The sequence below is a fragment of the Janthinobacterium sp. GW823-FHT06H09 genome, from assembly GCF_058794735.1.
Genome location: NZ_JBXAHC010000006.1, coordinates 302,664 through 324,896, shown reverse-complemented (window position 1 = coordinate 324,896; position 22,233 = coordinate 302,664). Strand labels below are relative to the sequence as shown.

Annotated in this window: 16 protein-coding genes; 9 read left to right on the top strand and 7 right to left on the bottom strand. The window is 66.2% G+C overall.

All coding sequences use genetic code 11. From position 1 onward, the window contains the following. Window positions 1–87 precede the first annotated feature (87 nt). The 3 genes from AC1Q6X_RS12620 to AC1Q6X_RS12610 are packed head-to-tail and all read left to right on the top strand — an operon-like array spanning window position 88 to window position 2,875. Complete coding sequence (locus AC1Q6X_RS12620; RefSeq protein ID WP_492497342.1) at window positions 88–765, top strand: UPF0149 family protein; 678 nt, start codon at window positions 88–90, stop codon at window positions 763–765. Between the two features lie 12 nt (window positions 766–777). Further along, complete coding sequence (locus AC1Q6X_RS12615; RefSeq protein ID WP_492497340.1) at window positions 778–2,481, top strand: hypothetical protein; 1,704 nt, start codon at window positions 778–780, stop codon at window positions 2,479–2,481. A 13-nt stretch (window positions 2,482–2,494) separates the two neighbouring features. After that, the gene (locus AC1Q6X_RS12610; RefSeq protein WP_492497338.1) at window positions 2,495–2,875 is read left to right on the top strand and encodes a hypothetical protein; all 381 of its coding nucleotides are present in this window, start codon (window positions 2,495–2,497) and stop codon (window positions 2,873–2,875) included. Between the two features lie 9 nt (window positions 2,876–2,884). Here AC1Q6X_RS12610 and AC1Q6X_RS12605 read toward each other — a convergent pair whose 3' ends face one another. After that, complete coding sequence (locus AC1Q6X_RS12605; RefSeq protein ID WP_070291560.1) at window positions 2,885–3,112, bottom strand: hypothetical protein; 228 nt, start codon at window positions 3,110–3,112, stop codon at window positions 2,885–2,887. Window positions 3,113–3,256: 144 nt separating this feature from the next. Between AC1Q6X_RS12605 and AC1Q6X_RS12600 the strand changes: the two genes are divergently transcribed. Both AC1Q6X_RS12600 and AC1Q6X_RS12595 read left to right on the top strand, forming a co-directional pair. Beyond that, window positions 3,257–4,450 carry a prenyltransferase/squalene oxidase repeat-containing protein gene (locus tag AC1Q6X_RS12600; protein ID WP_492497335.1) on the top strand — a complete coding sequence of 398 codons (1,194 nt, stop codon included), beginning with the start codon at window positions 3,257–3,259 and terminating at the stop codon, window positions 4,448–4,450. Next, window positions 4,443–5,372 (top strand): AAC(3) family N-acetyltransferase, encoded by a 930-nt coding sequence (locus tag AC1Q6X_RS12595; protein WP_492497333.1) that lies wholly within the window; start codon window positions 4,443–4,445, stop codon window positions 5,370–5,372. The genes AC1Q6X_RS12600 and AC1Q6X_RS12595 overlap by 8 nt, the downstream gene beginning before the upstream one ends. 55 nt (window positions 5,373–5,427) lie before the next feature. Here AC1Q6X_RS12595 and AC1Q6X_RS12590 read toward each other — a convergent pair whose 3' ends face one another. Next, window positions 5,428–7,695 (bottom strand): OPT family oligopeptide transporter, encoded by a 2,268-nt coding sequence (locus tag AC1Q6X_RS12590; protein WP_492497331.1) that lies wholly within the window; start codon window positions 7,693–7,695, stop codon window positions 5,428–5,430. Between the two features lie 199 nt (window positions 7,696–7,894). On the opposite strand from AC1Q6X_RS12590, the gene AC1Q6X_RS12585 reads away from it, so the two are divergent. Continuing rightward, complete coding sequence (locus AC1Q6X_RS12585; RefSeq protein ID WP_492497329.1) at window positions 7,895–10,222, top strand: penicillin-binding protein 1A; 2,328 nt, start codon at window positions 7,895–7,897, stop codon at window positions 10,220–10,222. A gap of 173 nt (window positions 10,223–10,395) precedes the next feature. On the opposite strand, the gene AC1Q6X_RS12580 is transcribed toward AC1Q6X_RS12585, so the two are convergent. Then, window positions 10,396–11,049, bottom strand: a complete 654-nt coding sequence (locus tag AC1Q6X_RS12580; RefSeq protein WP_070291641.1) for a TetR/AcrR family transcriptional regulator — start codon at window positions 11,047–11,049, stop codon at window positions 10,396–10,398. Between the two features lie 357 nt (window positions 11,050–11,406). Here AC1Q6X_RS12580 and AC1Q6X_RS12575 point away from each other — a divergent pair, with 357 nt between their 5' ends. Then, window positions 11,407–12,321 (top strand): lipase family alpha/beta hydrolase, encoded by a 915-nt coding sequence (locus tag AC1Q6X_RS12575; protein WP_070312038.1) that lies wholly within the window; start codon window positions 11,407–11,409, stop codon window positions 12,319–12,321. Between the two features lie 10 nt (window positions 12,322–12,331). Then, window positions 12,332–13,258, top strand: coding sequence for a lipase secretion chaperone (locus AC1Q6X_RS12570; protein ID WP_492497327.1), 927 nt, complete (start codon window positions 12,332–12,334; stop codon window positions 13,256–13,258). A 3-nt stretch (window positions 13,259–13,261) separates the two neighbouring features. Here the strand turns inward: AC1Q6X_RS12570 and AC1Q6X_RS12565 are convergent, their stop codons facing one another. The 4 genes from AC1Q6X_RS12565 to AC1Q6X_RS12550 form a co-directional block, all read right to left on the bottom strand. Then, entirely contained in the window at window positions 13,262–16,003 is a 2,742-nt protein-coding gene (locus tag AC1Q6X_RS12565; protein WP_492497325.1) for an ATP-binding protein, read from the bottom strand. A 98-nt stretch (window positions 16,004–16,101) separates the two neighbouring features. Then, on the bottom strand, window positions 16,102–17,148 hold the full coding sequence (locus AC1Q6X_RS12560) for a putative bifunctional diguanylate cyclase/phosphodiesterase (RefSeq protein ID WP_070219917.1): 1,047 nt from the start codon (window positions 17,146–17,148) through the stop codon (window positions 16,102–16,104). Then, window positions 17,148–18,749, bottom strand: coding sequence for a methyl-accepting chemotaxis protein (locus AC1Q6X_RS12555; RefSeq protein ID WP_492497322.1), 1,602 nt, complete (start codon window positions 18,747–18,749; stop codon window positions 17,148–17,150). Before AC1Q6X_RS12555 ends, AC1Q6X_RS12560 begins: the two co-directional genes overlap by 1 nt. A 353-nt stretch (window positions 18,750–19,102) precedes the next feature. Beyond that, window positions 19,103–20,878 carry a methyl-accepting chemotaxis protein gene (locus AC1Q6X_RS12550; protein ID WP_492497320.1) on the bottom strand — a complete coding sequence of 592 codons (1,776 nt, stop codon included), beginning with the start codon at window positions 20,876–20,878 and terminating at the stop codon, window positions 19,103–19,105. A gap of 340 nt (window positions 20,879–21,218) precedes the next feature. On the opposite strand from AC1Q6X_RS12550, the gene AC1Q6X_RS12545 reads away from it, so the two are divergent. After that, on the top strand, window positions 21,219–22,154 hold the full coding sequence (locus AC1Q6X_RS12545) for a 5'-nucleotidase (RefSeq protein WP_121669819.1): 936 nt from the start codon (window positions 21,219–21,221) through the stop codon (window positions 22,152–22,154). Window positions 22,155–22,233: the final 79 nt, after the last annotated feature.

The following is a 22,233-nucleotide window of genomic DNA, read 5'->3' as shown; positions in this document are numbered from 1 at the left end:
TTCATTCCGGCGCCGGTTGTTGCCTTGGCGGGCGGTACAATACAGCCAGGGCCACCGGCCACTCCCCCCACATCAGCAAAGAATATTATGTCCAGCATCTCCACCACCTCGCCCCTCTCCGACGACGAATACGCCGAACTCGACACCCTTCTGGCCGCGCCCGCGCTGGAAAGCCGTGCCATGGACGTGTCGATGCTCGAAGGTTTTCTCACAGCCGTCGCCCTGAACCCGAAACAGATCGCGCAGGAGCAGTGGTTGCCATGGGTCTGGGACAAAGCGGCCGGCAGCGCCGCGCCCGCAGCGGATGCTGCCAGCGAACGGGCGGCCAGCCTGGCCCGCCGCCACCACGCCTACATGGTCGAATGGCTGGCGAAGGAGCCGGACAGCTTCGAACCCATCTACGTCTGCGGCCCCGAATGGAGCGTGCCCGCCTGGTGCGCCGGTTTTATGCTGGGCACCAGCCTGGACAAACCCCAGTGGGCGGCCCTGGCCGTCAGCCATCCTGAGTACCTGGCGCCGTTCCAGCACCTGGCCACGGCCACCGAACTCGATGACGACGCGGCCGAAACGGCCATGGATGGCGTGATTCCCGCCGTGATCGCCATCAACGCCGCCTGGGCGCGCCAGCGCCACCTGAAACAAAGCCAGCCCGGCGCCACCGTGCTGCGCGAACTGCCGAAAACGGGCCGCAACGACCCGTGCCACTGCGGCAGCGGCAAAAAATACAAGAAATGCTGCGCCGACGCCGATAGCGCGGCCGGCTAAGGACGCATCTCCTTGCGCCAGCTGCTGACGGCCATCCTGCGCTTCCTGCTGCGCCACGCGCTGCAGTTCGCCCTGTTCATCGTCATCCTGCTGGCCGGCCGATTGCTGCTGGCCGAATGGCGCAGCTACAGCGCCGGCAGCGAGGCTGTCGCCGCCCTGCGCCAGGCTTCCGGCAGCGCCGATAGCCATGGTGCCAGCCTGGCCGAGGCGGCCACGCTGCGCGTCAACGCCTTGCAGCACGGCTCGCACGCGGCCATCGCGGCACGCCTGAAGCAAGTGCAGGCGCAACTGGCCGCCTTGCGCGCGCAGCGGCAACCGTCGCTGTTCACCCTTCCCCTGCCCGACCCGAGCACCCTGGCCTTGCATGCGCAAGACGAAGCCACGCGCCGCGTGGAAATCGAAGTGCTGGCGCAGGAAGCCCGTTACCTGAGCGCCCTGCAGGCGGCGATCGGCGGCGAAGATGCACGCCAGACGCTGGCGCGCCTGCATGCGGACCATGTGCGCGCGTATGCCGCGCTGCAAAATAATGGGCGCCAGCGCCGGCAGCTGGAAGCGCAGCATCCCGTGGCGGCGCGCCTGCCCGGCAGCGACGCCTACGCGCAGCTGTCGCAGCTCGACGCGGAGGGCCAGCGCTTGCGCGACACCAATCTGCAAGCCTATCAGGCCTGGCTGGCGCAGCGCGCGCGCACCAGCAACGCCACCAACATCACCCGCCCCGCGCCATTCGCCGTCGATAATGCGGCGCTGGCCGGCGCGCTGGCGCCCGTACAAAAGGCGATTGCGGCAGGCGAAGAACAACTGGCGCGCAACTGGATCGCCCGCTGGCGCGCTCCCGTGCTGGACGTGGCGCCCACGGCCGCCCTGCTGGTGCTGTCGGCCATGCTGCTGCCCGTCGCCCTCAAGGCCTTCTTTTACTTCGTGCTGGCGCCCGTCGCTTCGCGCCTGAAGCCCTTGTCCATCGCGCACGCGCTGGGCGTGACGGCCACTGCGCTCCCCCTGCCGCCGCTTGGCGAATCGCGCATCTCCGCCGTCTCGCAGGCATTGCAGCTCAAACCCGGCCAGCAGATGCTGATCCATCCCGCATACCTGCAATCGTCGCCCGTCGGCACGCATAAACGCACGCAGTGGCTGCTGGACTGGCGGTTCCCGTTCACCAGCCTGGCCGCCGGCATGGCGGCGCTGACGCGGCTGGAAAGCGACGTGACCGCATCCGTGACGATATCCGCCAGCGACGACCCGCTGCTGGAAGTGGCCGTCGTCCACCTGCCAGCCGGCAGCGCGCTCGTGTTCCAGCCGCGGGGCCTCGTGGGCCTGGTCTGTGACGCGGGCCAGCCGCTGGCGCTATCGAGCCACTGGCGCCTGGCCAGCCTGCACGCCTGGCTCACATTGCAGCTGCGCTTCATCGTCTTTCGCGGCCCCGTCACCCTGATCGTGCGCGGCTGCCGCGGCGTGCGCCTGGAACGGGCGGGCCAGGGCCGCTCCATCAGCCAGTCCGCCACCCTGGGCTTTACCACCGACGTGCTGTACTCGACGATGCGCAGCGAAACCTTCCTGCCCTACCTGCGCGGCCAGCAGGCGCTGCTCAACGACCGCTTCGACGGCGGCAACGGCGTCTACCTGTACGAAGAAACCCCGCGCCACGGCAAGCAGCCGGGCAAGGTGGGCAGCTGGTTCGAGGGTTTTACGGACGCGATCCTGAAAGTGTTCGGCATCTAGCCGAAGAGACCATATGAACGACTTCCTGTTTGCCGATTTTCTCGAGGACCAGGCCGCGTACGCGGCGGCAGAGGCCTACTGGAAGGCCCGCCTGGCCTTCCTCGACGGCCAGTGCGCGCCGTATCTGCGCACCGCATTTGCCAATGGCCAGCCATTTTATGACGGCAATCCCATTGTCAACCTGGCGGACCGCAACGCCGGCAAGGCGGCGCGCATCGTGCAGCAATGCCCGCAGGAGTGCGGCCCCTGCTACACGAGCTTCGGACAAGCCATCGAGCTGGCCGGCAGCGATGGGCACCGCCCGGCACAGGAAAAGATCATCGTGCTCACGTTGACCGAAGACTCGGCGCAGAAGGCCGTCGATGAACTGCGGGACTGGTTTGCGCCAACGTAAGGCAGCCGGCTACGCCGCAATCGAATGCGACACCGTCAGCCACTCGCCCGGCTGCAAATTCGCCGCCGCCTCGCGCGTGGCCAGCACGCTGTCCGGGTCCAGGTCGGACCGGTTCAGCTTGTAGGAATAGGCGAAATCGTCGGCATCGAATGCCTGCCCCGCCTTGACGTAATACTTGAAGCCGACAAACGAGTCGGGATTGGTGACGACCGAATACTCAAGCGTGACGGTGTTCATGGCGGGCCTCGTCGGCGATGGTGATACAGCCATTATGCGTCAATTCCCGCGGCGGCGACGCGGCGGCCAATCCTTGCGGTAAGTCAATAGCCCTGCCGATGGCCGGCGCTACAGTAGCCTGAGCCAACCACCGGATGGAATGCCATGCGCGCCTTGCTCGCGAAAATCAGGAACACTCTGGCGCCGCAGGCGGGCCTGCCGGCGGCGGCGCGCATGGAGCGGACGTCGGACCGGCGCGGCCTGCCCGCCTTTGATCCCGGGCCGCAAGCCGTCATCAAGGCCTGCACGGCCTGGCTATGCGCGGCGCAAGACCATTCCAGCTCCAACGACGGCGGCGTCGCGCGCGACTACAGCCTGCTGACGGGCTGGGCTAGCTCCTATCCCGAAACCACCGGCTACATCATCCCCACCCTGATCGCCCTGGCGCAGCGCACGGGCGACGAGGGTGGGGATGATGCGCTGCACGAGCGCGCGCGCCGCATGCTCGATTGGTGCGTGGCCATCCAGTTCCCGGAAGGCGGTTTCCAGGGCGGGAAGATCGATTCGACGCCGCGCGTGCCCGTCACCTTCAACACGGGCCAAATCCTGCTTGGCCTGGCGGCCGGCGTGGCAGCGTACGGCGGGGCTTACGAGGACGCCATGCACCGCGCGGCACGCTGGCTGCGCGACAGCCAGGATGCCGACGGCTGCTGGCGCCGCCATCCGACGCCGTTCGCCAGCGCCGGCGACAAGGCGTATGAAACGCACGTGGCGTGGGGCTTGTTCGAAGCGGACCGCGTCGCGCCGGGCCACGGCTATGGCGCGGCGGGCCTGCGCCAGGTCGACTGGGCGTTGACGAAGCAGCGCCCCAATGGCTGGTTCGCCTCGAACTGCCTGGACAACCCGCTGCTGCCGCTGACCCATACCATCGGCTACGCCTTGCGCGGCGTGCTCGAAGCGCACCGCTTTTCGGCGCGCGCCGACCTGCTGGAGGCCGCCGCGCGCACCGGCACGAGCGTCGCCAGGGCCGTGGCGGCCGATGGCTACCTGCCTGGCCGTCTCGGACCCGACTTCCAGCCGGGGGCCGGCTACGCTTGCCTTACCGGTTCCGCGCAAAACGCGCATTGTCTGTTCCTGCTGTACCAGCTCACGGGCGAGCGGCACTACCTCGACGCGGCGCGCCGCCTGAATCGTTACGTGCGGCGCGCGGTCAGCATCGACGGCCCCGCGCACGCGCGCGGCGGCGTCAAGGGCTCGTTTCCCGTCGATGGCGACTACGGCACCTGGGCTTACCTGAACTGGGCCGCCAAGTTCTGCATCGATGCCAACCTGCTGGAATTGGAGTCAGGCCATGCTTGACGGTGCCAGGCGCGCCGCCAGGGCCGCGCTGCAAGCGTGGCGCCGCGCCGCCAGCGCCCGCAACATGCGCCACGGCGCGCGCCACGTGACGCGCGCCGGATTGGCCGCCGATCTGGCGCGGCTGGGCATCGCGCATGGAGACACGCTGTTCGTGCACTCTTCGCTGAAAAGCCTCGGCTACGTGGAAGGCGGCGCGGCGGCCGTGATTGGCGCCCTGCAGGACGCCGTCGGCCCGCAAGGCACCCTGCTGCTGCCCACCTACTATCTGCCGGGCGGCACCGTGCGCGCCACCTGCGACATGAAAGACTATGTGTTCGATCCGCGCCGCCATGGCACGCACATGGGGCGCCTGCCCGAAGCGTTCCTCGCCAGCGCCGGTGTCCGGCGCAGCATCCACCCGACCCACTCCGTGTCCGCGTGGGGCCGCCATGCCGCCGCGCTCACCGAGGCGCATCACCGCGCGCCATCGATTTTCGGCGTGGATTCGCCCTGGCAGCGCTTCATCGGCTGCGAGCGGGCCAAGGTGCTGGGCCTGGGCATTTCCATGGGACCGGTGACGTTCTATCACGCGCTGGAAGACGCCATGGGCGAGGCCTTTCCCGTGCCCGTGTGGGCAGGCGATACAAAGCTGCTGGCCTGCCTGGACCACGCCGGCCGGCGCTGGGACGTGCCCGTGCGCCCCTTCGATCCGGCCATCGCGCAGCGCCGCATCGACCATCCCGGGCGCGGCGACCTGCGCGACTACTTTCACCGGGAGTTCGACGCCGCCGGCCTGCGCGTCAACGGACACGTGGGCGATGCGGCGTCGTGGTGCATACCGGCGCAGGCATTTTATGACCACCTGGGCCGGCTGGCCTCAGAAAACGTGACGATCTACGCGAGCGCGGCAGAACTGGCGGCGCGGCCCGTCGGGCGCGCATAAAAAACCGCCCGGATCGTCATGACACCGGGCGGTTTTCATTAGCGTGCTTAAAAAATCAAGCCTGCGGGCGGTCCATTTTCTTCTCGCGCGCCACGAAGTACAGCAGCACGATGATGGCCGCATACGGCAGCAGGGACAGCGCATCCGAGTTCAAGCCCGCGTAGAACGGGTTGCCGTGCTCGGCCCAGTCGGCCATCATCTGGTCGAAGTGCGTGAGCACGCCGGCCGTGATGGCAATGATGATGCCGGCCAGCGCGCCGCCGGCGATGTAGCCGGACGCCAGCAGCACGCCAGAGCTGCGGTCGCCCGCCAGCTGGCGCTCTTCTTCATTCAGCTTGGCGTTGTGTTCCAGCTTGTTGTTGCGGCGGTCCGCCAGCCAGCGCACCAGGCCGCCGACGAAGATCGGCAAGGTCGACGACAGCGGCAGGTACACGCCCACCGAAAACGCCAGCGATGGAATGCCGGCCATTTCCAGCACCACGGCGATCATCACGCCGAACAGCACCAGGGTCCACGGCAGCTGCTGGTCGAGGATGCCCTTGATGATGTAGGACATCAGCACGGCCTTCGGCGCATCGTATTTCTTTACTTCCGAACCGTCCGGACGCTTGCTGTAGTGGCCATTGATGCCCGGATCGACCAGATAAGCGAGCTGACCATCTTCCTTGACGAAGTATTTGCCGGCCGGGCCGCCCACGGTATCGGTCTTTTGCCAGACTTTGTACGTGTTGTGGTCGCTCTCGGCTTGCGGGCCATGCAGCTCGCCCGTCACCGTCAGCTTCGATGCATCGACCGTCAGGCCGGGCGCCACTTGCGCGGCCGGCACGTAGACGGTGCTCGCCTCGTTCAGTTTCAGCAGGATCGGACCGAGGATCAGCGCGGACGACAAGGCGCCCGCCAAAATCGCGTACTGCTGCAGGCGCGGCGTGGCGCCCACCAGGTAGCCCGTCTTCAAGTCTTGCGACGTCGTGCCCGCATTGCTGGCGGCGATGCAGACGATGGCGCCCACCGACAGGGCCGTCACATAGTAACGCCCGCCCGTCCAGCCCATGATCAGGAAGATCAGGCAAGTGAACAGCAAGGTGGCCACGGCCATGCCGGAGATCGGGTTCGACGAGGAGCCGATTTCGCCCGTCAGGCGCGACGACACGGTGGCGAACAGGAAGCCGAAGACGAGGATCAGCAGCGCGCCGAGAAAATTCATGTGCAGCGGCGTGGCGAACGTGATCACGGCGATGATGGACAGGCAGCCGATGACGACCCATTTCAGGGGGATGTCCTGGTCCGTGCGCAAGGTGGAATCGGTCTTGATGCCCTTGCCGATGCCCTTCAGGCCGGCCGACAGGCTGCGCCAGATCATGGGCATGGCGCGCACCAGCGAAATCAGGCCGCCGGCGGCCACGGCGCCAGCACCGATGTACAGCACGTAGGCGCTGCGCACGTCGTCCGCGCCCATTTCGCTGATCAACTTGGTGCCGGGCGAGAGCACGGTCGTCAGGCTGTCGCCGAAGAACTTGATCATCGGGATCAACAGCAAATACGATAGCACGCCGCCGGCCGCCATGGTGGCGGCGATGCGCGGGCCGATGATGTAGCCCACGCCCAGCAATTCAGGGGAAATCTCGGCGCCGATGGAGCCGCCCTTGAGCGGCGCGGCAAATTCCACGCCCGGCGTGTCCTTCCAGCCCTTGAACGAGATATTGAAGACCTTATACAGCAAGCCGACGGCAAAACCGCCGAAGATGATCTTGGCGCGGCGCTTGGCGTCCAGCGCGGCGGCCGAATCCTTCTCGATGCTTTCGCCGGCGGCGATGCGCGATTCTTCCGTGGCGGCCGCCTTGAGCACTTCCGCGCAGGCCGTGCCTTCAGGGAATTTGAGTTCCTTGTGCTGGTCGACGATCATGGTACGGCGCATGGGAATCATCATCAGGATGCCCAGCAAGCCGCCGAGGATACCGACCAGCATGACCCGCGAGATTTCCAGGTCGAAGCCGAGGATCAGGATAGCGGGCATGGTCACGCCCAGGCCGAAGGCCAGCGATTCGCCGGCCGAACCGGCCGTCTGCGTGATGCTGTTTTCCAGGATCGACGAATCCTTGCCTCCCACCTTCTTGGCCAGGCCGAACAGGGTGATGGCGATCACGGCGACGGGAATCGAGGCGCTGACGGTCAGGCCCACTTTCAGCACCAGGTACAGCGAGGAGGCGCCAAAGACCATCCCCAGGATGACGCCCATGAACAGCGCGCGGAAGGTCATCTCGGGCAGCTTCGCATCGGCCGGGATGTACGGCTTCACGGCGCTCGGCATTGCATCTTTTGCCATAAATAAATCCTTAATTGTATAAATTAAACAGCCCGGATTGACGCCCGGGCTATTTGCTTGAAGCCGAGACTATCGCACAGCCGCGTTTCGATGAAAAGGTTTTTTGCTCCCGGCCCCGGCGCCCGGCCCGCACGGGGAGCGCCGCCGCATTGGTCTATAATCGCTGCCACCGTGCCCTGCACGCTCATGTGAGACTGCCTTGACTGCCAAACGATCCGGATTCCCCTGGCCCTCCCGCCGCGCCGCCGCGCGCGGCTTCATCATCGCCGGCGGCGCCGCGCTGGCCGCCGCCGTGCTGCTGGCCGCTTACCTGTTCCTGTACGTGCGCCCGCGCCTGCCCGAGCTGGGCGTCATCACCGATTACCAGCCGAAGATCCCGCTGCGCGTGTACACGGCCGACAATGTGCTGATCGGCGAATTCGGCGAAGAACACCGCGACTTCGTGCCGATTGCGCAAGTGCCGGAAATGATGAAGAAAGCCCTGCTGGCCATCGAGGACAGCCGCTTCTACGAACACCACGGCATCGACTTCGTGCGCGCCGGCGGCGCCGTGCTGTCGAACCTGCGCCACGGCTTCGGCCATGGCGGCGGCTCCACCATCACCATGCAGGTGGCGCGCAACTTCTTCCTGACGCGCGAAAAAGTCGCCTCGCGCAAGCTCAATGAAATCATGCTGGCCCTCAAAATCGAAGCGGCCCTGTCGAAAGAGCAGATTCTCGAGCTGTACATGAACCAGATGTACCTGGGCCAGCGCTCATTCGGCTTCGGCAGCGCGGCGCAGACGTATTTCGGCAAACCCTTGTCGGAACTGTCGATCGCGGAAATGGCCATGCTGGCCGGCTTGCCGCAAAACCCGTCGCGCCACAACCCGATCAGCAACCCGAAAAAGGCGCACGCGCGCCAGCAGCTGGTCTTGAAACGCATGCGTGAACTCGATTACATCAGCGAAGGCCAGTACCGGCAGGCGCTGGCGCAGCCGCTGCATATCAACAGCCGCGGCAAACAGGGTTTCGACACGCACGCCGAATACGTGGCCGAACTGGCGCGCCAGGCCGTGTTTGCGCAATTCAAGGAAGACAGCTATATCAAGGGCATCAGCGTCTACACGACGATCCTGAAGGCGGATCAGGACGCGGCCTACGCCTCGACGCGCCGCAACGTCATCGCCTACGACCAGCGCCACGGCTACCGCGGCCCGGAAACCTTCATCGACATGCCGGCCGATCCCGAGCAGCGCGACGACGCCATCGATGCTGCGCTGCAAAAACGTCCGGACAGCGACGGCCTGATCGCCGCCGTCGTCACGGAAGTCGCCAGCGGCAAGGTGGTGGCCGACACGGGCGACGGCGACGCCAAGGCCATCACGGGCGACGGCTTGCGCTTTGCCGCCCCGGCGCTGTCCGCCAAGGCGAGCGCCGGCATCAAGCTGCGCCCGGGCGCCGTGATCCGCATCAGCCAGGACGCCAAGGGTAACTGGGCCATCACGCAAGTGCCGCTGGTGGCCGCCGCCTTCGTTTCGCTGGATGCGGACACGGGCGCCTACCACGCCATGGTGGGCGGCTTCGACTACAACCTGCAAAAGTTCAACCACGTCACGCAGGCGTGGCGCCAGCCCGGTTCGGCCATGAAGCCCTTCGTGTATTCGGCGGCGCTGGAAAAAGGCTTTTCGCCGGCCACCCTGATCAACGACGTGCCCCTGGAAATGCAGGCGGGCGGCAAGGTGTGGGCGCCGCAGAATGACGACTTCAAGTTCGACGGCCCCATCACCATGCGCTACGCGCTGGCGCAGTCGAAGAACGTGGCCTCGGTGCGCATCCTGCGCGCGCTGGGCGTGTCGTACACGCACGACTTCCTGGAAAAATTCGGCTTCGATCCGGCCCGCCAGCCCAGCAATCTGACCATGGCGCTGGGCACGGGTTCCGTCACGCCCGTGCAGATGGCGGGCGCCTACGCCCTGTTCGCCAATGGCGGCCACCAGGTGGAACCATACCTGATCGACCGCATCGTCGACGCCAGGGGCACCATCCTGATGCAGACCAAGCCGCCCGCGCCGAACGACGACAAGACCCTGGCGCTGGACCCGCGCAACGCCTTCGTGATGGACAGCATGCTGCGCGAAGTGGCCCGCACGGGCACGGGCGCGGCGGCGACGAAAAAACTGGGCCGCAGCGACATCGCCGGCAAGACGGGTACCACCAGCGACGCCGTCGACGGCTGGTTCGCCGGCTACAGCGGCGGTATCGTGGCGGTGGCGTGGATGGGCTACGACGAGCCCAAATCGCTGGGCGGACGCGAATTCGGTTCGACCCTGGCCATGCCGATCTGGATCGACTACATGCGCACGGCGCTTTCCACGCGCCCGCAAGTGACGCGCGACGTGCCAGCGGGCCTGAGCCAGGTCGACGGCGAATGGCTGTACGATGAATTCATCGACATGAATGGCGTGAAGACGCTGGATATGGAGGCGGAGACGCCGACGGACCCGGCAGCACTGCCGGAGACGCTGCCGGTGGAAACCACGAACTGACGCAGCTATCTTGTCGGATGACGCTTCGCTAATCCGACCTGCCTCTTACTGCATCAATCACCAGTATCTTGTCGGATTACGCTTCGCTAATCCGACCTGCCTCTTACCGCATCAATCACCAGTCGTAGGTCGGGTTAGCCGGGACGGCGTAACCCGACAGGTGCCGCAGCGGTTTACACGGCGGCCATGCTCAAATATCCGCGCACCGTGCCGACTACGCTGTCGGCAAAATCGTCGACATTGACCTTCGCCGCGCGGTACTTCCAGCGTTTCACGTACCAGTCCTGGAACAGGGCCAGGCAGTGCGCCGCCAGCAGGGTGGGATCGCCCTGCGGCTTCGGTTCGATTTCGGCGATGGTGGCGGCGATCAGGGTCTGCACATACAGCTCGGAATTTTTCGCCATGCTGCGCTGCTCCACCTGCAGCACGCGCGAATCCATGAAGACGAAATAAAACCACGGCTGCAGCACTTCGGACAGGTAGATCGACGAGCGTATCATCGCCTCCAGGCGGTCCAGCGGCGACTTCACGTCAACGAACAGCAGCGGCAAGGCTTGCGTGGCGTGGCGCACCACGTCCTCGATCATTTCCGCCAGCTGATCCTTGCTGGTGATGTAGCCATACAGGCCGCCCATCGACAGCCCCGTTTCGCGGCACAGGTCGCGCAAGCTCATGGCGCGGAAACCCACGTCATTGGCCAGGCGAAAGGTGGCGACAAAGATGCGTTCGAGATTTTCCAGCGCCGGCTTGCGACGTTTGACGCCGATGCGCTCCGCGTGGCGGTCAAGAATATATTCCCAGATGTTTTCGCCATTTAAAGGCGTCATCTGCTGAAACTGTTCAAAATTAAAATGGGTCGACAAGTGCATTCCCAAGTAACGGTGTATGAGCAATGTAAGACAGCACCTGGGCGGCGCTGCAAGACGGCGGGACGGCGGATGCGGGGCCGATTATAGCTCAGGAAAACAACTATTTGACCTTTCAACTATGCAATGGACCCATACGCAACGCCAAATGCGCACAGTTATTGCGCTGCATCATGCAATTCACAGCAATTTAAATCCAGCGGTGCTACATTCAAAAAACCGAGCGCTCGCTATTTTTAATGCATCGAGAATGTAAGGAGTGCACGGTTCATCGCTACAGCATCGACATTTCCACTATTCAATAATAACGGAGACAAAATGAAGACTCGCTTTTGGCAACTGCTATCCACCCTGCTGTTTTCCCTCGCCATCCTGCCCGGCAGCGCCGGCGCCGCCGGCTACACGCAAACGAAGTACCCGATCGTGCTCGTGCACGGCCTGTTCGGCTTCGACAAGCTGGGACCCGTCGACTATTTCTATGGCGTGTCCGACGCCCTGCGCAGCGGCGGCGCGCAAGTGTATGTGACCACCGTCTCGGCCGCCAACAGCACGGAAGTGCGCGGCGAGCAGCTGCTGTCGCAGGTGCGGCAAATCCTCGCCGCCACCGGCGCGGCCAAGGTCAACTTGATCGGCCACAGCCACGGCGGCCCCACGGCCCGCTATGTCGCCTCCGTGCGGCCCGACCTGGTGGCGTCCGTCACCAGCGTTGCCGGCGTCAACAAGGGTTCCAAGGTGGCCGATATCCTCAGCGGCGCCATTCCCAACACCAGCGGCGCGCTGGGCAATGCGCTCGCTTCCCTGATCGGCATCTTGTCGGGCAACAAGGGCTTGCCGCAAAACGCGGGCGCCTCACTCGCCTCGCTGTCCACGGCCGGTTCGCTGGCCTTCAATAGCCGCCATCCGCAAGGCGTGCCCACCTCCTCCTGCGGCGAAGGGGCCTACCAGGTGCAGGGCGTGCACTACTTTTCGTGGAGCGGCGCGCAACCGTACACGAATGTGCTCGACGTGGGCGACCCGGCGCTGGCGGCCATCAGCCTGGCCTTCGGCGGCGTGAAGAACGATGGTCTGGTCAGCAGCTGCTCCAGCCACCTGGGCAAGGTGATCCGCGACGACTACGCCATGAACCACCTCGATGAAGTCAACCAGTTTGTCGGCATCGTCAACCTGTTCGAGACGAACCCCGTCACCGTCTTCCGCCAGCAGGCCAACCGCCTGCAAGGCCTGGGACTGTAAGGAGGCTGCGATGCACACGAACGCGAGATGGCTCATCGGCGGCAGCCTGGCGGCCCTGGTCCTGTACCTGGCATTGCGGCCGGGGGAGCCGCCCGCTCCGCCGCCGGAGAAGGCGGAACCGGACCTGTTCGCGTTCGTGCGCTCGATGGAAGGCACGCGGCCCGACGGCAACGTGACGGTGGCCGCCGGCGACAAGCTGGTGGTCGACGCGGAACTGGGCCATCTGTTCGACTACTACCTGGCGGGCCTCGGTGAAAAACCGCTGGCCGCCATCCGCAGCCAGATCGAGGCGGAACTGGACCGGCGCCTCGCGCCCGTCCCCGCCCGCGAAGCCAAGCGCCTGCTGGGCGCTTACCTGGCATACAAGCAGGCGCTGGCCGGCGCGGAACAGGCCTTGCCGGCGCAGGCCGATCCCGCCGTGGCGGCGCGCGCGCGCCTGCAAGCGATGCGCGCCCTGCGCGGCAATTATTTTACGCCCGAGGAAAGCGCAGGCCTGTTCGGCGCCAGCGACGCATATGACGACGATGCCGTGGCGCGCATGGCTATCCTCGGCGACACCTCGCTCGACGAGGCGCAGCGCCAGGCGCAACTGGCCGTGCTGGACCAGAAAATGTCGCCCGCCCAGCGCGATGCGCGCGACGCACCCGTCAGGGTGGCGCAGCTGGACGCCTCGGTGAAGGCGTTGCGGGCCCAGGGCGGCGGCGAGAATGAAGTCTACCGCCTGCGTGCCAGCACCTTCACGCCGGCGGCGGCGGCGCGCCTGGCGGAACTGGACCGCGAGGAATCGCAGTGGCAGCAGCGCATCATCGCGTATCAGGCGCAGAAGGCGCAGCAGGCCATCCTGCCCGGCGGCGCACAGGATGCTGCAGCGCTGCAGCAGCTGCGCGACGCCAGTTTCACGCCGGACGAACAGCGCCGGCTGGGTGCCTACGAATAGCCATCAAGCCAGCTGCGCCAGCAACCGCGCCAGCAAAGCTGCTGCCGCCATCACGTCCGTGGTGTCGCGCCCCTGCCGGTAGCCGGCATGGACCGGGGCCAGCATGGCATGCGCGGCGGCGCCGTAGCCTTGCGCCTGCATCACGGCCGCCAGGCTGGTGGCGCAGCGCAGCTCCCAGCCCGGCGCCTGCTGGCCCCGGGCAAGCTGCAGCGCTTCTTCCAGCTGCACGCGCACCGCTTCCAGGCCGGCCGCATCGTCTTGCGCCAGCGCCCGCCAGCGGTGGTGCGCGTCGCGGCGCAGCACTTCCGGCGCGCTCCATGGCGCCAGTCCCGTGCGTGCGCGCCGCAGCGCCTGGCTATCGGCGGCCGCGTCGTGCAGCGTGGCCATCAAATCGATCTGTATCGGCCAGCTGCGCACGGCAGGCCAGGGAAATTCCGTCAGCGTATCGCCCGCGTCGAGCAGCCGCTGGTAGGCGGCGCCCCAGGCGCTCCAGTACAGCAAGCCATAGCGGGCCGCGTGCTCGCACAGCAGGCAAGTCCAGGCATGCGCCAGTCCCCGCTGCCCGCACCACAGGGCGACGGGAATGGCATTGATGGCCAGCGCCACGCACAGCGTGACGCCATTGTGCTCGAAGCCCACCGTCACCGCCTCGCGCGCCAGCGCCAGTGCGTCGTCGGCGCGGCCCTGCATCCACAGGCAGCGCGCCAGCGTGCCGCGCAGGCAAACCTGGTGATCGGCCAGCAAGGCGTTGTTGAAGCCAAGCTGCCCGGCGCCCTCGGGATGCGCGAGCACCATGCGCGCCAGCGCCGCCGACTCCGCGTAGCGTCCGCGCAAGTACTCGCCCGCCGAGCGCATGCGCGCCAGCACCAGCCGCATCGCCGTGTCGTCGCGCGCTTCGCACAGGAGGGCCAGCTGGGCCACGTAACTGTCGGCGCGCTGGAAATCGGCGAGCTGCAGGCTGCAGATCCACATGCCGCAAATCGCTTCCGCACGGCGGCTGTCATCGTCCGTGCGCATGGCCAGCGCATAGCCGCGCTGGAACGAACGCAGCATGGTGCCGGTGACGCCCTGCGTATGCAGCAGCAGGTGTGCCTGCGAGGCATGCAGCTGCATCTCGCTGTCGGGGTCATCCACTGCCTGCGCGGCCATGCACTCGAGCGCCCGCGCGACGCGCACGCGGTATTCATCCATCAGCGACAGCTGATAGAACAGGGGTTGCGCGGCCAGAGTCAGGGCCACGCCCAGCGCCACGTCGCCCTCCTCGCCGAAGGTCCAGTCGATGGCGGCCCGCAGGTCATCCACATGGCGGCCGTAGCGCGCGCTCCAGTGCGCCGGCGGCATGCTCTCCCAGTCGGCGGCGATGCGTCCGGCCAGGCCAAGGCAATGGCGCGCATGGCGCCGCAGCACGGCGCTGGCGTCCCCGCCCGCCGCCAGCTGCGCGCTAGCATACGCGCGCGTGGTGTCGAGCAGGCGGTAATACACGTGCTGGCAGCAAAATTCGATGCTGACGAGGGACTTGGCCGCCAGATCGGCCAGCGTGTCGAACACGTCGCAACCCGCCACGGCGCTGGCCGACTCCAGGCGGAAGCGGCTCTTGAACACGCTCAGCGCCTGCAGCACCTGGCGCTCTTGCGCGTCGAGCAGGCAGTAGCTCCAGTCCAGGGTGGCGCGCAGGGTCTGGTGCCGCAAGGGCATGTTGCGCGCCCCGCGCGTGAGCAGGCGAAAGCGGTCGTCGAGCTGGCGGCGCAATTCATGCAAGCCGAAATGGCCGATGCGCCCGGCCGCCAGCTCCAGCGCCAGCGGGATACCGTCGAGCCGCCGGCAAATGTCCACCACCACGGGCACATCGGCGTCGGCCAGCACGAAAGCATCGTCGACGGCCGCGCAGCGTTCGCAAAACAGCTGCACCGCGGCGAAATGCCGGGCTGCCGCCGCATCGGGCACGGCATCGGCCGGCGGCAATTCCAGCGCGGGCAGGCGCTGCAGCTGCTCGCTGGTGATGCGCAGCGGCTCGCGGCTGGTGGCCAGCACGTGCAGCAACGGCGCGCCCTTGAGCAATGCGTCGGCCAGCATGGCGGCCGCGCCGATCACGTGCTCGCAGTTATCGAGCACGATCAGCATGTGGCGCGGGCGCAGGTAGGCCAGCAGGACCGGCATGGCGTCGCCGGCCGGCACCGCCACCCCCAGCGCCGTGGCCAGCGCCAGCGGCACCAGGCGGGCCTCGTCCAGCGGCGCCAGGTCGACGAAACACACGCCATCGGCATAGCGGCGCAGCACGCGCGTGGCCAGGACGACAGCCAGCGTGGTCTTGCCGATACCGCCCGGACCGGCAATGCACAGCAGGCGCAATTGCAGCAGCTGGTTGGCCATCGTTTGCAGCGCCTCGGCGCGGCCCAGCATGCGCGTCAGCATGACGGGCAGGTTGTGCCGCGGCTCGACGCCGGCCGTTCCGGGCGCCGGCTGGCCCGTGTGCGCCAGCGGCGCCAGGAAGCCATAGCCGCGCCCGGGAACGGTGGTGATGTAGCGCTGGCCATCGCGGCCATCGCCGAGCGCCTTGCGCAGCGCCGCCAGGTGCACGCGCAAGGTCGCGTCGTCGACCACGGCATTGGGCCAGACAATGGCCACCAGTTCATGCTTGTCGACGATGTCGCCTGCGCGCTCCAGCAGGGCCAGCAGCAAGTCCATGGCCCGGCTGCCCAGGCGCAGCGCGCGATCGCCCTCGAACAGCACGCGTTCTAGCGGCAAAAGGCGAAACGGGCCGAAGACATAGGCCGGGACGGGACTGTTTATCATTCTTGCGTGGGGGAGAAGTGTTAAAGCATGCGGCTTGCAGTGGCCATATTTTACTGAGCATCCACGCCAGGCCGCATGGCGCCATGTTTCGGCACTGTTACAAGGCCGGCCGGCGCACCGTCGGCCAGCAGTGCGGCCACGTCGGCCGCGGACGCCGGGCGGTGCAGGTAAAAGCCCTGCACCTGGGGGCAGCCCAGCCGCCGCAGCCGCGCCAGCTGCTCGCCGTTTTCCACGCCTTCGGCCAGCACCTGCAAGCCCAGGCCGCGCGCCAGCGCAATGGTCGAGGCGACGATCACAGTGTCACTATCTGCGCTGCCTGCGCTGCCCAGGTCGCGGATGAAGCAGCGGTCGATCTTGATGGTGTGAATCGGCAGCATCCTGACATGGCTGAGCCCCGAATGACCGGTGCCATAGTCATCGAGCGAAATGGCCAGGCCCAGCGCGCGCAGCCGGCGCAAGACCTGCGTCGCCTGCGCCATGTCGTCGATGCAGCAGCTTTCCGTCACTTCCAGCTCCAGCAGGCCAGGCACGATGGCGTGCCGCCGCAGGCAGCGCAGCACGAAGTCCGGCAAGTGCGGCTGGCACAGCTGGCGCGCCGAGACATTCACCGCGACAGGCACCAAGGGCAGGCCCGCCGCGCGCCACTGCGCCAGCTGGCGGCAGGCGGCATCGATACCCCAGTTGCCCAGCGCGACGATGGCGTCGGTCTGCTCGGCCAGGCCGATGAATGCATTCGGGTAGATCAGGCCGTGGCGCGGGTGGTCCCAGCGCAGCAGCGCTTCCAGGCCCACCAGGCGCAGTTGCGCCGTATCAAACTTGCCCTGGTAGTGAAAACAGAATTCGCCGTCGCCGATGGCGCTGTCCAGGCGCGCCTGCAGCTCCCGGCTGCGCGCCGACGCCATGCGCGTGCCGCCGCGCCCATTCAGCGCCCGCCACAGCATGGCGCAACCCGGCGCCAGCGCCGCCAGTCCCGCCAGCGCCACGTGACGCGGCTGCGCATCGTCCAGCCAGATGCCCAACGGCAGGCAGACGGCCAGCGCAGCGCACAGCAGCGACCGCGCGCGCGGGCCGTGCCAGAACCTTGCCAGGCGCGCCACTAGGCCAGCAGGCGCGGCACGGCCGGCGCGCTCCGGCGCGGCAAGGCGTGCGCCGGCCCCTGCTGCAGGCGAAACACGCTGACCACCTGCAGCAGGTTCGCCGCCTCGCCTTCCAGCGATTGCGACGCGGCCGCAGCCTCCTCCACCAGGGCGGCGTTCTGCTGCGTCACCTCGTCCATCTGCACGACGGCCTGGCTGACCTGGCCGATGCCCGTGCTTTGCTCGGCGCTGGCAGCCGTGATGTCGGCCACCATCTGGCTCACGCGCCCCACGGCCGCCACCACTTCCTGCATGGTGGCGCCGGCCTGTGCGACCAGGGCCGCGCCCGCGTCGACCTGCTGGGTGGAATTGGCGATCAGGGCGCGGATATCGCGCGCCGCCGCGGCACTGCGCTGCGCCAGGCTGCGCACTTCCGTTGCCACGACGGCAAAGCCGCGCCCCTGCTCGCCCGCGCGCGCCGCTTCCACGGCCGCGTTCAAGGCCAGGATATTCGTCTGGAAGGCCAGCATGTCGATCACGCCGATGATGTCGGCAATCTGCGCCGATGACGCGCTGATGGCGTCCATGGTGTGGATCACCTGGCCCACGGCTTGCCCGCCGGCGCCGGCGATGTTTGCCGCCTCGACGGCCAGGATGCTGGCATGGCGGGCATTGTCCGCGTTCTGCTGCACGGTGGAGCTGAGCTCCTCCATGGCCGATGCGGTCTGTTCGAGCGAACTGGCCTGCTCCTCGGTGCGCGACGACAGGTCACTATTGCCGGCCGCGATCTGCGACGAGGCCGTGGCGATGGTGTCGGTGCCGCTGCGTACCCGCTGCACGATCTCGAGCAGGTTGCCGTTCATGATGCACAGCGCGTCGAGCAGCTTGCCCGTTTCATCGCCGCCGTGGCGGCCGAAGGTCGATGTCAGGTCGCCGGCGGCCACGGTCTGCGCGACGGTCAAGGCATGGCGCAGCGGATGGACGATGCTGCGCGTGACCAGCCATGCCGTCACCAGCGAGAAACCGATGGCCAGGGCGCTAAGCGCCAGCATCATGGTGCGCGCCGACAGATATTCTGCGTGCACCTGGGCGCCCGCCTCTTCCATGCGGTCGTGCTGGTGCGTGATGAGGCTTTCCAGCGCCGCCATGTAGCGCAGCTGGTCGTTGCGCACGGTACCGAGCAGCAGCTCCGCCGCCTCGTCGCGCGCATCGGCCTCGAGCAGGGCCAGCACCTTGTCGCGGCCCTCGTTGAAGGTGGCGCGCGCCTGCGTCACGGCCGCCATCAGCGCGCGTCCCTGCTCCGACAGCACGATGCGTTCGAGCTGCGCCAGGCGCTGCTCCGTGTCCGCGCCCGCCCTGGCGATGCTCGCGCGCTCCTGCGCCAGCTGCTGCGGCTCCGTCATCAGCAGCAGGTTGCGCGAGGAGCGCGCGATGATGTTGACATTCTTGATGATGTCGTTGGCCAGCACGGTTTTCGGATACTTGTCATCGATCACGTCGCGCATGCGCAGCTCCAGGCTGGACAGGTGCAACATGCCCAGCGCGGCAGTCGCCAGCAGCAGCAAGGTCAACAACGCAAAAGAGCAGCGCAGGCGCGTGCCGATTTTCATATTTGCCATCATTATTCGCATCCTTCAATGTGGTGCATCATCGGTCACCGCGCCGGGCTCGCATGCAAGGCTGACGGCAATGGCTGCCGCCTGCCACGAATGGCTGGACGCAGCAGGCGGAGGGGTCAGCCGGGATGTGGCCGAGGCGGGAACAAGGGTGGTACGGCAGGCAGTGTGAGTTATCTCACAAGCAATGTCGCGTTAAGTTTTGAAAAGATTTGCTTAGATGACAAAACAGCTATTTTTATAACGCTGTTTTTTTAGTAAGTAGTAACCGCAGTGCGGGCTTGGGCGCACATGCAAAAACGGCCGCACAGGGCGGCCGTCCGGTCAGCGCCTGCTGGCGCCGTCAATCCGTCAATCCGTCAAAACACTTCCCACTCGTCGTCGCGCGATGCGCTCTGGCGCTGGGACGGCACGGCGCGCAAGGCCGGGCGGCCTGCAGCGGGGCGTGATGCGGGAGGCGATGCCGGACCCGGTGCGGGACGCCTGGGCGCGGCACTGGCCACTGCGGCGCGCGGCGTGGCAGGCTTCGCGCGCGCGGCTGGCGCCTGTGCGCCATCGAGCTTGAAGACGCTGACCACCTGGGCCAGCTGGCCCGATTGCTCCTGCAGCGATTCGGCCGCGGCGGCCGCCTCTTCCACCAGGGCCGCGTTTTGCTGCGTCACCTGGTCCATCTGGCCGATGGCCTGGTTGATCTGGTCGATGCCCGAGCTTTGCTCCTGCGTCGCCAGGCTGATCTCCGCCATGATGTCCGTCACGCGCTGCACGCTGGAGACGATTTCGGCCATCGTGCTGCCCGCCTCGGCCACCAGCTTGCTGCCCGTGTCGACGGCCACGACGGAGTCGCCGATCAGGGTCTTGATTTCCTTGGCGGCCGCCGCCGAGCGTTGCGCCAGATTGCGCACCTCGGTGGCCACCACGGCAAAGCCGCGTCCCTGCTCGCCCGCGCGCGCCGCTTCCACGGCCGCATTCAGGGCCAGGATATTCGTCTGGAAGGCGATGCCGTCGATGACGGAAATGATGTCGACGATCTTGCGCGACGAGTCGTTGATGGCGTCCATGGTTTCGACCACCTTGCCCACCACGGCGCCGCCCTTTACGGCCACGCCCGAGGCGGAGAGCGCCAGCTGATTCGCTTGCTGGGCGTTGTCGGCGTTCTGCCGCACGGTGGACGTCAGCTCTTCCATCGACGATGCCGTCTCTTCCAGCGAACTGGCCTGCTCTTCCGTGCGCGAGGACAGGTCCAGGTTGCCGCTGGCAATTTCCGACGACGCCGTGGCAATCGTCTCCGTGCCGCTGCGCACCTGGCCGACGATGTTCACGAGGCTGGTGTTCATGTCTTTCAGCGCCTGCAGCAGCTGGCCCGTTTCTTCCGTCGTGTGCACTTCGATGTGGCTGGTCAGGTCGCCCGAGGCCACCGTTTGCGCCACTTTCACGGCCGAATTGATCGGCTGCGTGATGGCCCGCGTGATGTAGGCGGCGCAGCCGATGCCCAGCGCGGAAGCCAGCAAGCCGAGGATCACCATCAGGCTTTCCGAGCGGATCACGGCCGCGCTGCCTTCCTTGACGCTGGCATCGGCCACGCCGTTATTGAGCTTGATGATCTCGTTGAGCGTGGCTTCGGCCTTGCTGAACAGGCTGCGCGAATCCTGGTACTGCTTGTAAAACGCCACGAACAGCTCTTTCTGCCGCGGCTCGTCGCGGTTGTCGGCCAGCTGGCGCAGGATGGCGCGCACCTTGTCGTCATCGCCCTTCCAGGCCGCCCATTCGTCCAGGAAGCGCTTCCACAGCACGGCTTCCTCGGGGGTTTGCGGCAGCGGCTCGTACAGCTTGCGGCCTGCCTCGATATTGCTCCAGGCCTTGGTGCGCAGCTGCAGCGCTTCCGCGAACTTGTCCTGTGCCTGGTAATTGTTTTCATAGATGGCGGCCGTCAGGGTGGCGGCGGCGACGGCCGTCTGGCCCTCGTTCATCATCATCAGGCCCTGGATCGACGGCAGGCGCACCACGCCGATCTCATTGACGGCGGTCCCCACGGTGGCGATGCCCGTGTAGCCGCTGATGCCCACCACCAGCAAGGCCACCATCATCACGGCAACGAGCGTCGCCAGCTTCCATTTGATCAGTAAATTCTTAAACATGGCTAGGTCCTTTATAAAGTCACGACGACTGCTGGCGAAGTTGGGGCTGGCATGTTCGAGTAAAACAGCTGACACTTGTATAAAGGTGGCGGGGATAGGGCGTACGCTTCGTTACAATTGGCGAGATTTCATAAGTGAAAGCATAGTGGAAAATACGCTCGCTGGCTGCTACATACTTGATACAAAACAAGATTTCTTTCTTTACTGTGGCGCATATTGCACAGGGGACAGAAAAAACGGCCTGGCGCCCCGTTTTGGTGCAAAAAATCCCGATACGCCACTATTGGCTACGCAGTTGATAGTCGTATAAGATGAGCAACAAGCAAACAACAGGCAGACCATGGCTTATCCTATCGAACACAAACTGGTGATCGGGGTCGCTTCCAGCGCCCTGTTCGACCTGGCAGAATCGCACCAGGTCTACCTCGACAGCGGCCCCGAGGAATACCGCAAGTACCAGGAAGCGCATATCGACACGGTCCTGCCGCGCGGCGTGGCCTTCCCCTTCATTCGCCGCTTTCTGAACATCAACAAGCACTACCCGCGCCAGTCGCCCGTGGAAGTGGTGCTGTTTTCGCGCAATTCGCCGGAAACGGGCTTGCGCGTCATGCATTCGATCGCCCACTACGGCCTCGATATCTCGCGCGCCGCCTTCATGACGGGCAAGTCGCCCTATCCTTACCTGCCCGCCTTCAACGCCTCGCTCTTCCTCAGCGCGAACGAGGACGACGTGCGCAGCGCGCTGGCGTGCGACTATCCGGCTGGCCTGGTGCTGCCATCGCGCACGGAAGACGACGAAAACGACGAGGAACTGCGCGTGGCCTTCGATTTCGACGGCGTGATCGCCGACGACGAGGCGGAAACCGTGTTCAAGCGCAACAATGACGTCGATGAATTCCACGCCCATGAAACCCTGAACGTGGGCACGCCGCACCGCCCCGGCCCGCTGGCCGACCTGTTCCAGAAGCTGGCCACCATGCAGCGCCTGGAAGAAAAGGCGCAGCGGCGCGACCCCGGCTACAAAAAGATCCTGCGCATCGCTATCATCACGGCGCGCAACGCGCCCTCGCACGAGCGCGTCGTGACGACCCTGAAAAGCTGGGGTGTGGCGGCCGACGAGACGTTTTTCCTCGGCGGCATGGACAAATCGCGCGTGCTGTCCGTGTTCAAGCCGCATATCTTCTTCGACGACCAGTTGAGCCACCTGAAATCGGCGGGCGGCACGATACCCATGGTGCATGTCCCATTCGGCATCGCCAATGTCCGCGCAGGATAAAACCTGCTGCACGTCGCGCCTTGCGGCCTGCGATGCTCACCGTACTAACGTACGGCTGCGCTTCTTGACCACAAATCGC